We start from the raw sequence: 9,057 nt of genomic DNA, 5'->3' as shown, positions 1-9,057 counted from the left end.
TTGTAAAGAGGGGTTAGGGGAGATTTTGGTGGTTAAGCGGCAAGCAATTTCAAATGCGAGGTTTTAGGCTCTGGTGCCACAAACTCCGCTTTAAAATCTTCAAACCCTAAGCTCAACAGCCGTTCCGCTTCAAGTGGCGGCACGCCTTGTGGGTATCTGCCATTCACCCATTGATAACACTCACCGTTCCACAACTCACCCCAGCGAGCCTTGCCATTTTTGGCAAATTCCACCACCGACATCGGTTTTTGCTCCACCCGTCGGGCGTTGGTGGTGAGTTCGTGTTCTTGACCTTTTTTCGGCATATACCAATTTAAGTCCGTGTTCTCAATGTGTTGATATGGATTGATCTCCCCATTAAATAATGGTTTGTTGGCTTTCTTCGCTCGTTTCAACTCATCTTCGGTTTCCACACCATAAGCCAGTTGCTCCGCCTGTTCCTTGTTGGTTTCAAATGCCGTTTTGCGGTGGGCTTTGTATTCTTCGCCGATGATTGCAGCATCCACACGGAAGCCTAGTTCGTTGATTTTCACAGGCTCCAACACCACCCAGTAAGGTTTCAGGCTCATCGTGCCATCATCAGCAAACACTTGCTCAAAGCAGTGCACCTGCACACATTCAGGGCGATAAGGATTTTTGCCCACCGTGATTTTCTCGCCAATTTTCACATCAGGTACATCACGTACATCATATCGGTGATTTTTAAAGCTGATTTCCAACTTATCGGTCACCAAGCGTTCTGTGAGTGCAGTAATCATCAGTTCTTGGCAAATCTCACGGCTGGGTGGATAAATTAAATCCTTAGCGTGAATTTTCTGCCACGCGGAATAACGGGTCATACCGTGGCGGCTATGCACCGCTTTGGCGTTGAAATACCGCATCCACTGGTGAGCAAGCTGGTTTAACTCTGCCAAGCCACTCACATTCATAAACCGCAGCCCACTTTCAAATTGACGCTCTACAATATCATTGCCTTTTTCCACTTGCCCTTTGGCTCGGGCATTGTGAGCTTTCGGCACTTCAATTTTTACGTCCAACTGGTTCAGCAAGTGTGTAAACATTTGTGACGTATTGGCAGAACCACGGTCGAACATCAAAATTTTCGGCACACCGAAAAATGGCTCGGCAGGGTTCTCTTTCTTCTGAATGGCGTTAATAAAGGTTTCAGAAATGTTCTCCGCCGTTTCACCACCATACACATATTCCACATAAATCACGCCACTCGCATGGTCGGTAATGACATACCGCCACACCCGCTGTGGTTCGACTTTTACCACATTCGCTGGCTTGTTTTTGTAGAATTGCTCGGCTTCCATTACGCACAACCCATTGCCTTTGCCAGTCTCTTTCAGGTAATACAGCACACACAAAGACGGGTCAATTTGCCAAACGTGGTTCGGGTGTCGGCTTTGCAACTGCACCACAGGGGCAGGGCGTAACAGCTGGTCAGGGTGCAAATTGGCATTGCGTAATGCACGCTCCACTGAACTTGCCGAATAAGGGCGAACCTCGCCTGTTTTCTCGTCCACAAACTCCGCTTTCACTTTGTCATTGGCGCGCAATATGTCCAAAATCCGCTCCAACGTTGCCATGGTTTTGCCGTTTTTGCGCCGTAGGTGTAACCAGGCGGCACTAATCAATTTCAGCTCATTCGCATCCATTTGATGTTTCCCCTTGTCTGACCGCACTTTGCGACCACTCGCTGGGCGGTAGGGTTTAATTTGCCGAAGAAAGGTGGCTCGGCTTAAACCGGTGAATGCACAGCCTTCTTCAATAATTTTTTCCTTCTCGCCAAAGCCTGCTTTCTCCACACGCTCGGCATATTGGGCGAGAACGCTCGGTAGTATTGCCATTGCATTTCCTTAACCCACCACTTCCGCATCTTGAATGTGAGCATCATGCTCAATCTCGTCCAAAATGCTCGTTACACTTTCATCTAACTTGCCGTCAGGTTGATAATCTTCTCGCGCCCATTCAGGTAAGGCTTCGCCGCTTGGTGTATCATCTAAGCCAAAGCGTTCTTTGAGTTCCGACAAAATCAACTGATACTCGGCAAGCACGCCACTCATAAACTGCTTGTGGTCAATGCCTGTGGCTTCCGTGTGAGCGGTTAAGGCTTCAAAGGCTTGGAATACTTGCCCTCGTAGCACGGCTTCTGCTTTGTAAGAAATCGCAGCGGCTTCTTCGCGTAATACGCCACCGCGTTGTTCAGGCGTTTGGGTTTCAATCGCTTTGGTTTTCTTCGCTAGCTCCAAATCTAAGTGGTTAATCCGCTCGTTTTTGGTGGCAAGCACTTTCGCTTGCGCTTCATAATCGTCCGATTTGCGTTTCAACTGGGCTTGTAAGGCTTCTTTTTCCTTGGCGTGTTTTGCGGTTAAATCTTCGATTTTCTCAATCAAATCTTCTTTATCTGTCGCTTCCGAATAATCTGCCTCCACAATCTCCGTACGAGCTTCCTCAGGCAGTTGGCGAAGTTTTCGCATTTCGCGGTAGCCTAAGCCGAGGCGTTGGCTAGTTTCAAAGAACTCTTCGCCTAATGTATTTAGGTTTAAAAGATCGGCATCAATTTTTTCAACGCTAAAGCCAAGTGCAGTACAAAAATCTTTAAAACTCGTAACCGTTACGAGTTCTCCATCTCTATTTAATAGTTCTAACCCTTTATATTGCTTAGATTGTTTGATTTCATTGATTGTCTTCAAAGTCGTAACCGTTACGAGTTTTTGAGTAAAATCAAATGCCTTTAACATTCCCACCAATTCATAAGCCTGAGCCTTATCCTGTGTCATTGCCTTACTTGCCAATGCCACCGCATCTTGCTGTTCACTTAATCTTAAATCTGTCATCGCTTACTCCTAAAAACCGCCTGTTGCCACACGGTGTCGCATTTCATTAAATCGCTCATTCACTGCCTGCATATCTTGCTCATAGCACACCGCAAGGTTGAGCAGGGCAAAACTGAGTGTCCAGTTGCCTGTGGGCAATTTGCGCAAAAAGCCTTCGCTTTCTAAAATCGCCGTGGCACGAGTGATATTCACCGGCGTTTCATCAATCGCTTCGCACAAATCTTTGTTGCTTAAGCCGTCCATCGTTCGCCCCTTCAGGGCTTTTAAAATCCGCAACGCACGCTGCGTGCCGTTAATTTTCTCTTTCATTGTAAAAATCCTTTCTCTTTCAACCGTGCCACCACATTCGGATCACGCATAAACGCTGGCGTGGATAAATCAATTTGGGTAATTGGGTCAATTACTTTGTAACCTTGTTTTCTGAGTAGGTAACTCATTAGTCTGTTTAACAGTTTCATCTTGTTCTCCTATTGTTTTCTAAAATAAAGAGCGGTTAGATTTTTCGCTGTTTTTTCCAAATTGTTAAAGAGCAGGTTGCGTGATTAAGCCGCCGCTTTGTGGTCTGGGTTAGGCTTTAAACCCAACAACACCGCTGTTTTATGGGCTTCGCCCCAAGTGCCTTTCAGCTGTCCGCGAAGTAAATCGGAAATCGCTTGCTGATCCACACCAAAGTGCCTTGCCCATTCGCTACGGTTAATCCCGTGCAGTAAGAAATAAGCCCTTGCACTCTCTAGCGTTTGCGGATACGGCAAGGGGTGAAATACCTTGTTTGTCATTTCTTCTCCGTGTTGTTTTGTGGTAAATTATGGCAATCAATTTTTATTTGCTAAGGAACAAAAAATGGAAAATCAGATTGCCGAATTAAAAAACGAAATTGAACAATTAAGAACCGAGCAAGAAGAACTCACACTTCTTTTATCTACTCAATCTCTCTTACTAAATACTGTTGCTTCTGCCGCATTAGGCAGTAAGGAAAAACAAGCTGTGAGCCAAGTTATTCGAGAGATGTTGGATACCCACGCCGTTTTCGCTGTTCAAGGACGCGTGCCAGAAGTTGTTCAAAATCGTCTAAAGACGTTTGCAGATTTAATGGCTCGCCAGGCGGGCGAGCAATCTCCCGAATAACCTTCGCCACCTGTGGCTTTTTCAAAAAATAAATCAATAAACGGCTGAACATAAACACCTCCTTCTTTCTGTTGCTTTATGGTTCGTTTGTTGTTGATGTGGTAAAATATAGCGGAATAATTCCGAAATAACAAGTGAAATTTCCGAAAAATCTAAATTATTTTCGGATCATTTCCGATAAAAGGCTAAAAATATGACTATTGGGGCAAGAATTAAGCAATTACAGAAAGAATTAGGTTATTCAAGTGCAGAAAAATTTGCAGAGGCTTTAGAAAAAACGACCGCTTCACGCTTAAGTGATGTTATTAGAGGTAAGCAAAAACTGCCTGATGACTTGATGTTTGAACTAATCACCAAGTTTAATGTGAATGCAAATTGGATTATTGCTGGAATAGGAGATATTTTTATCGGAAAAATTCCGAATAATGAACTTTCACCCTCAGAACAAACCCTGCTCGAAGACTACCGAGAAAGCAACGAGCAAGGCAAAGAAGCCATAGAGAAAACCGCAAGTGCTCTGGCGGAAGCGGCGGCACTTACGGCTCGTAAAGTAGCGTAGAGTTTTTTACCAACCATAAGGAAACCATTATGATCAATTTTATTCCACTCATCTTATTTGTTGTGTTTTGGTATGCAGTTGCAAAACATTTCAAAGCCAAGGGCAAAGGAGCGTTCATTCGCCACATTACAGGCTTTTTAGTCGGAGCTTTAGGATTGATAGTCAGTGCTATTATCATCGCTCCAAAGCCTGATGCAACAGCAACAACTGAAACAAAAACAGAGGTTGTAGCCTCAAAAGAAACTGTTAAAGAGGAGCAAAAAACAGTAACTGAAGTGGTAAAAGATGAGCCAAAAGCAGAAGAACCAGCTAAAACAGAAGAGCCTAAAAAGCAAGAGCCTGTCGTAGCTGAAACACCAAAAGCAGCAGAGCAACCCGCAGAAGAAAAAGCAACAGAAACGGCTAAAGAAGAAGCAGAAGAAGAGCCGGCTCACGATATTGGTATGAATCTCTCTCAATTTTCTCAAATTGTAAATACAAACTTTAAAGAAATGAGTTCACCATTCAAAATGCCTAAAAAGCCAAAATTTGAGAAAAATGATAACTATGATCTAATGAGTTACTCTTTTTCAAATAATTTTGCTATGAATATCACTTTGCAAAAGAAAACGCATAATATCATCAGTGTTGTAACAATCATTACACCATCTCAAAACACTACAGATAACCTTGTGATGCTATTCTCAAATTCAGCGTTATTATCTGCTGCCGAAGGTAAAGGTGGAATGAAAACAGCAGGAAAGAAATTTATTCAAACACAAACCGCACTTTCGGAACAATTCACCACTGAGCAAAAAAGTGTATCAGACAGCTTCATTTATAACGGCAAGAAATATGAAGTCGGCTTCATCAATGGTGTAGGTATTATGTCATCTGTTGGCTCTGCCGAGTAAGGAAGTATAGATGAAAAAATCCCTCAAATATGCCGCTTTTGCCTTATTAGGCGTGGCGGCTGCCGTATTTGCTAAAGAACAATTCCAATGCGAAGGCAAACGCACCTGTAAAGATATGGATAGCTGCGAAGAAGCCCGTTTCTACCTTACCCAATGCGACGTAAGTAGCCTAGACCGCGACAAAGACGGCGTACCTTGTGAAAGTATTTGTGGTGGGAAGATAAAGAAATAATTGAGGAACTGAGGAATTAAGATGACAACTGAACAACAAAACGATAAATTAGACATCGTTATCCGTAACGAACAAGATGCTTACGATTTTCTGAAAAAACTTTCAGATGATGAGCTTCCCGAATTAGATAATCTAAATATTCAATTTATCGATTGGCCCGTAATACAAATGAAAGTTGTTGGTGAACGTTATCATTCAACAATCACTCCACCGATAATGAAGGCATTTTTAAAACTTCAAGAAGGGATATATAGAGCGTATGCTATTGCAGTATATGGTGAACCAAAGCGTTTATCTGAAGCAGAAAAGAAACAACTAGAGCTTGTGATTAAGGTTGCCGAAGGTTGTTCTGAATTTGGTGACGGCGGTAGTATAAATTGGACTGAACTTTTTAAAGCACTTATAGCGAAAATGCCAAGTAAATATTTGTTAATAGGAATAATGACATTTCTTGTTCTTTATTTTGGTGAAGGATTCTACCAAGATTATTTGGGAGATCTTAAGCATCAAAGAGAACTCTCTGCGACAAAAGAAACAGAAAAAGCACTAATACAGGCAATATCTATTCAAACTGAATTAACCAAAGAAACACTTGAAGCCAATAAAGAAATAGTGAATAAGGTACTTGATCGACACCCAACATTAGAAGCTATAAAAATACATTCTCAAGAAACACAGAATGAATTTTTGCGTAGTGCGTCTGATGCCGATAAGGTACAACTTCAAGGTGTATCACTAACAGGTGCGCAAGCTAAAGTATTAGCTTCAAAACCAAGAGAAATTCAACCTGAGTTTAAAGATGTTCGTTTAGATGGAATGTATAGAATAATTACTGTTCACACCGAACTAAAAACCGGATTTAAGGTAAAAATTAGGAATGAAACAACTGGAAATGAACTAACAGCGGAAGTACAAGACGATACCTTTGAAAATCAATACAAGCAAGCAATTCAGAACGGTACTTTTGAGAAACGTCCTGTAGAATTAACCATTAATGCTAAGCAGAAAGTCAAAGATGGCTTAATTAGTGATGCAGTAATTATTAAAGCGGTATTACATCAAAAGCAAAAATAATTATCTAAACCAGTTTAAAATCAGTTCCCACCTATATTCAGTACACTCCAGTTATCAAGTAATCCTTTATAACTGGAGTTTTTTATGCACACCTCACCCATCACCAAAATCGTGATCCACTGCTCAGCCACTCAAAACGGCAAGCAACTTCGCACCTCTACCCAAACCGCTGCTCAACGCATTGATGACTGGCACAAACAGCGTGGCTTTCAGCGTTTAGCTGGCAATTACAAGCAATTCAATCCGCACTTACAACATATCGGCTACCACTTCGTGATTGATACCGACGGTACAGTTGAAACTGGTCGTAAAGAGGGCGAAACAGGCACACACGTCAAAGGACATAATTTAAACAGCCTTGGCATCTGCTTAGTCGGCGGTATTACCAAAGACAAACGCAATCACGGCGAATATACGGAAGCCCAATGGAAAGCTCTGCACCACTTGCTTCGCCAATTAGAAGCCAAATATCCCAGTGCTCGCATTTGTGGACATCGTGATCTAAGCCCCGACCTCAACGGCGACGGCACAATCAGCCCAAACGAATGGATTAAAGACTGCCCGTGCTTTGATGTGTGGAGCTGGCTGGATAGCGAAGAGGTCGTGAATGTTGAGCATTTATTTAAGGGATAAACGATGAGTGCATCAATACGTTTTCCAAATCATCAGAAGCAATTTACACGAGGTTGGCGAATGAGTAGCAACGCCAAACGAAATCGCAAAATCAACGGTGGCACAACCGCTGCTACTGCCTTTTACTTACGCTGGAGTTACTAAAATGAAACGAGAAATTCGCGGAATTACCTTTTTCTCTTTGGTATGGGAAATCATTATTTTCGGTGGTTTTATTTCTGCCAATGAATTAGGCATTAAAAACCTTGTACAAGCCTATGAATGGTTCTTTTACTTTATGACCGCACTTGCGATATTGGCAATATTCTTTGGCTCTTCAAAGCCGAGATTCCAATACACCAAAGCTAAGTATCATTGGGAAATGATCACAAATACTTTGCTTGGCATTATGTTGGCATATTACGGCTACTTTGTTTGTGCAAGTATCCTGACTTTCTTTGGCTATGCTTCAGCCCAACAAAACTATTTCAACAAGGAAAAAGAAAATGAAAAAACTGAGTGAGTTGATTACCAACGACAACGGTCGCCTTTCCACCACTGCCTTTATTCAATTTTTTGGGGCGTTATTGATGGCTGGCATTTTGATTTATGCCGTGTGGTTAGACCGAGCCTATGTAGGAGAACTCTTTAACACCTTCGCCCTATTTTGCGGTGGTGGCGTGGCGACCAAAGGTTTTGCTAATGCGTTAAATAATCGGGGGCAAGAAGAATGATAGCTTACTTAATTTTAGGTGGGGTTGCGGTAGTTTTGGTCAGCGGTGCGATTGCCTGTTACAAAATTCGCAAAGCTCAACAGGAAATCGACCGCTTGTTTAAGCAAAACGAGCAACTGCAACAGGAAAAGACAGTGGCTCAAACCCAAGTCAAACATTTTGAAGTGAGAAAGAAAAATGAAGAAAACACTCGTGGCTCTCGCCGTGATGATGTCATTAACCGCTTGCAACAGTCGGGCGATCTCCGTGATTAACCCCAGCTGTTCGGGCTTTGGCATAATCAAAGCCAGTCGCCAAGATACCACCGAAACGCTCCGTCAAATTGCGGTGCATAACGCGACCTATCGGGAAATCTGCAAGGAGACGAACAATGACCATTAACGTGGAATTTTGGCACTTGGTCGGGTTGTTGTTGTCGTTTCTTGGTTGCTGTTTTGGCTTTGCCAAGATTTTAGTATCGCAGTTTCAAAACAGTTTGAGTGAACGCCACCAAAACCAGCTCAAAGTAAACGACAAAGTGGAAGAATTGGAAAAGCAATTCAACCAAATGCAGTCGAGTCTGCCGCTCGTTTATGTCCTGCGTGATGACTACATTCGCGGACAAACAGTGTTGGAAGCCAAAATGGATGCCCTACACAAAACCTTAAGTGATTTATACAAAATGGAGAGTGCAAAATGATGGAAAAAGCCCGCCGAGAAGGTATGCGTTGGCACTTGCTCAATACTTTACACAAAGCGATGCCATACACCACCAGCGAACAATTTTTGCGTGATGTGATGGCAGGCATTTACCCAAATGTCACGCCGCACGAAATCCGCCAGCAGTTGGAATACCTTTCCGACCGCAAACTGGTGGAACTGACCAAACAACCGCACGGCGTGTGGTTTGCCGATATTAACCGCTTGGGCGTGGATATTGTGGAATACACCATCGACTGCCAAGCAGGAATTGCACGCCCTGAAAAGTATTGGGCATAGGGGGAAA

18 protein-coding genes are annotated in these 9,057 nt (G+C 43.0%); 12 read left to right on the top strand and 6 right to left on the bottom strand.

Translation table 11 applies throughout. From position 1 onward, the window contains the following. Positions 1-32 precede the first annotated feature (32 nt). The 5 genes from DV434_RS09660 to DV434_RS09645 form a co-directional block, all read right to left on the bottom strand. Positions 33-1,853, bottom strand: coding sequence for a DDE-type integrase/transposase/recombinase (locus DV434_RS09660; RefSeq protein WP_118811595.1), 1,821 nt, complete (start codon positions 1,851-1,853; stop codon positions 33-35). A 9-nt stretch (positions 1,854-1,862) separates the two neighbouring features. Continuing rightward, complete coding sequence (locus tag DV434_RS09655) at positions 1,863-2,843, bottom strand: hypothetical protein (protein WP_046067731.1); 981 nt, start codon at positions 2,841-2,843, stop codon at positions 1,863-1,865. 9 nt (positions 2,844-2,852) lie between these two features. Then, positions 2,853-3,152 (bottom strand): helix-turn-helix domain-containing protein, encoded by a 300-nt coding sequence (locus DV434_RS09650; protein WP_005661855.1) that lies wholly within the window; start codon positions 3,150-3,152, stop codon positions 2,853-2,855. Then, positions 3,149-3,301: a hypothetical protein gene (locus DV434_RS10855; RefSeq protein ID WP_005661856.1), complete on the bottom strand. Its 153-nt coding sequence runs from the start codon at positions 3,299-3,301 to the stop codon at positions 3,149-3,151. Before DV434_RS10855 ends, DV434_RS09650 begins: the two co-directional genes overlap by 4 nt. An 84-nt stretch (positions 3,302-3,385) precedes the next feature. Next, positions 3,386-3,619, bottom strand: a complete 234-nt coding sequence (locus DV434_RS09645; protein WP_032827590.1) for a DNA-binding protein — start codon at positions 3,617-3,619, stop codon at positions 3,386-3,388. Positions 3,620-3,683: 64 nt separating this feature from the next. Here DV434_RS09645 and DV434_RS09640 point away from each other — a divergent pair, with 64 nt between their 5' ends. The 10 genes from DV434_RS09640 to DV434_RS09600 all read left to right on the top strand — a co-directional run bounded on the left by DV434_RS09640 (position 3,684) and on the right by DV434_RS09600 (position 8,326). Further along, positions 3,684-3,968, top strand: a complete 285-nt coding sequence (locus DV434_RS09640; protein ID WP_005661862.1) for a hypothetical protein — start codon at positions 3,684-3,686, stop codon at positions 3,966-3,968. A gap of 193 nt (positions 3,969-4,161) precedes the next feature. Next, positions 4,162-4,527 carry a helix-turn-helix domain-containing protein gene (locus DV434_RS09635; RefSeq protein WP_046067732.1) on the top strand — a complete coding sequence of 122 codons (366 nt, stop codon included), beginning with the start codon at positions 4,162-4,164 and terminating at the stop codon, positions 4,525-4,527. A 29-nt stretch (positions 4,528-4,556) separates the two neighbouring features. Further along, on the top strand, positions 4,557-5,420 hold the full coding sequence (locus tag DV434_RS09630) for a hypothetical protein (protein WP_046067733.1): 864 nt from the start codon (positions 4,557-4,559) through the stop codon (positions 5,418-5,420). A 10-nt stretch (positions 5,421-5,430) separates the two neighbouring features. Beyond that, positions 5,431-5,652, top strand: a complete 222-nt coding sequence (locus tag DV434_RS09625) for an excalibur calcium-binding domain-containing protein (protein WP_046067734.1) — start codon at positions 5,431-5,433, stop codon at positions 5,650-5,652. Between the two features lie 21 nt (positions 5,653-5,673). After that, positions 5,674-6,726, top strand: coding sequence for a hypothetical protein (locus DV434_RS09620; protein ID WP_005661870.1), 1,053 nt, complete (start codon positions 5,674-5,676; stop codon positions 6,724-6,726). 84 nt (positions 6,727-6,810) lie between these two features. Further along, positions 6,811-7,359 (top strand): N-acetylmuramoyl-L-alanine amidase, encoded by a 549-nt coding sequence (locus DV434_RS09615; protein ID WP_105872564.1) that lies wholly within the window; start codon positions 6,811-6,813, stop codon positions 7,357-7,359. 3 nt (positions 7,360-7,362) lie between these two features. After that, the gene (locus DV434_RS10850) at positions 7,363-7,503 is read left to right on the top strand and encodes a hypothetical protein (RefSeq protein WP_162836964.1); all 141 of its coding nucleotides are present in this window, start codon (positions 7,363-7,365) and stop codon (positions 7,501-7,503) included. 1 nt (position 7,504) lies between these two features. Beyond that, on the top strand, positions 7,505-7,861 hold the full coding sequence (locus DV434_RS09610; RefSeq protein WP_005661702.1) for a hypothetical protein: 357 nt from the start codon (positions 7,505-7,507) through the stop codon (positions 7,859-7,861). Then, positions 7,845-8,072, top strand: a complete 228-nt coding sequence (locus DV434_RS09605) for a DUF2644 domain-containing protein (protein WP_005661700.1) — start codon at positions 7,845-7,847, stop codon at positions 8,070-8,072. Before DV434_RS09610 ends, DV434_RS09605 begins: the two co-directional genes overlap by 17 nt. After that, on the top strand, positions 8,069-8,326 hold the full coding sequence (locus DV434_RS09600) for a DUF2681 domain-containing protein (protein WP_005661698.1): 258 nt from the start codon (positions 8,069-8,071) through the stop codon (positions 8,324-8,326). Before DV434_RS09605 ends, DV434_RS09600 begins: the two co-directional genes overlap by 4 nt. Here DV434_RS09600 and DV434_RS10845 read toward each other — a convergent pair. Continuing rightward, positions 8,289-8,450 carry a hypothetical protein gene (locus DV434_RS10845; protein WP_005661696.1) on the bottom strand — a complete coding sequence of 54 codons (162 nt, stop codon included), beginning with the start codon at positions 8,448-8,450 and terminating at the stop codon, positions 8,289-8,291. The genes DV434_RS09600 and DV434_RS10845 overlap by 38 nt on opposite strands. Between DV434_RS10845 and DV434_RS09595 the strand changes: the two genes are divergently transcribed. Next, positions 8,443-8,751, top strand: a complete 309-nt coding sequence (locus tag DV434_RS09595; protein WP_005661694.1) for a hypothetical protein — start codon at positions 8,443-8,445, stop codon at positions 8,749-8,751. The two genes, DV434_RS10845 and DV434_RS09595, sit on opposite strands and share 8 nt — an antisense overlap. Continuing rightward, a complete protein-coding gene (locus DV434_RS09590) occupies positions 8,748-9,050 on the top strand; it encodes a hypothetical protein (protein ID WP_005661693.1) in 303 nt (100 codons plus the stop codon). Before DV434_RS09595 ends, DV434_RS09590 begins: the two co-directional genes overlap by 4 nt. Positions 9,051-9,057 lie beyond the last annotated feature (7 nt).

This window comes from Haemophilus haemolyticus (assembly GCF_003493685.1).
In the GTDB taxonomy this organism is placed as follows: domain Bacteria; phylum Pseudomonadota; class Gammaproteobacteria; order Enterobacterales; family Pasteurellaceae; genus Haemophilus; species Haemophilus haemolyticus_O.
The sequence above is the reverse complement of the archived record's forward strand: the minus strand, read 5'-3'. Positions and strand labels throughout refer to the sequence as shown.